The organism is Pseudotabrizicola alkalilacus, from assembly GCF_003443995.1.
Lineage (GTDB): Bacteria > Pseudomonadota > Alphaproteobacteria > Rhodobacterales > Rhodobacteraceae > Pseudotabrizicola > Pseudotabrizicola alkalilacus.
This window is the reverse complement of record NZ_QWEY01000053.1, coordinates 1-715: the sequence shown is the minus strand read 5'-3', so window position 1 is coordinate 715 and position 715 is coordinate 1. Positions and strand designations below refer to the sequence as shown.

The following is a 715-nucleotide window of genomic DNA, read 5'->3' as shown; positions in this document are numbered from 1 at the left end:
GTCGAAGTTCATGTCGAATCATCGCGTGGGGGTAAACCCGTAGCTTAACGTAGATGCCACGGCCCTGGAGCACACCCTGTATTGAACAGTAGTGATTTGTTGCTTATGCCGGGCGGAGCGCGGCGAACCGCCATCGTGCGCCCAAAGAAAAACCCCCGGCGGGCCGGGGGTTCGGAAGGCGGAGAGCACCGCCGCCATCTGGCGGCGGGCAAAGCCTTAGTCTTCTTCGACGAAGGTCTCTTCGCGCTTCTTGCGGATCGCCGGCAGGGCCACCAGGATCACCAGGAACACCGCCACGGCCAGCAGCGAGGCCGACAGCGGACGCGTCACGACGGTGCTGAAGTCGCCGCGCGACAGCAGCAGGGCGCGACGGAAGTTCTCTTCCATCATGGGGCCGAGCACCAGGCCCAGCAGCAGCGGCGCGCCTTCGCACTTCAGCTGCGACCAGACATAGCCCACGATGCCAAACACGGCGGTCGTGAAGATTTCGAACGAGGTGTAGTTGAGCGAGTACACGCCGATGGTGCAGAACACCAGGATCGCCGGGAACAGGATGCGGTAGGGCACCTTGAGCAGCTTGACCCACAGGCCGATCAGCGGCAGGTTAAGCACCACCAGCATCAGGTTGCCGATCCACATCGAGGCGATCAGGCCCCAGAACAGCTCGGGGTGGCTCGTCATCACTTGCGGGCCGGGCTGGATGTTGTGGATCGTC

1 protein-coding gene is annotated in these 715 nt (G+C 63.1%); it reads right to left on the bottom strand.

Features of this window, described 5'->3' with window-relative positions; genetic code table 11:
• Nucleotides 1–216: 216 nt before the first annotated feature.
• Nucleotides 217–715, bottom strand: a 499-nt coding sequence (locus D1012_RS21965) for a tripartite tricarboxylate transporter permease (protein ID WP_199489608.1), incomplete at its 5' end; no start/stop codon positions are given.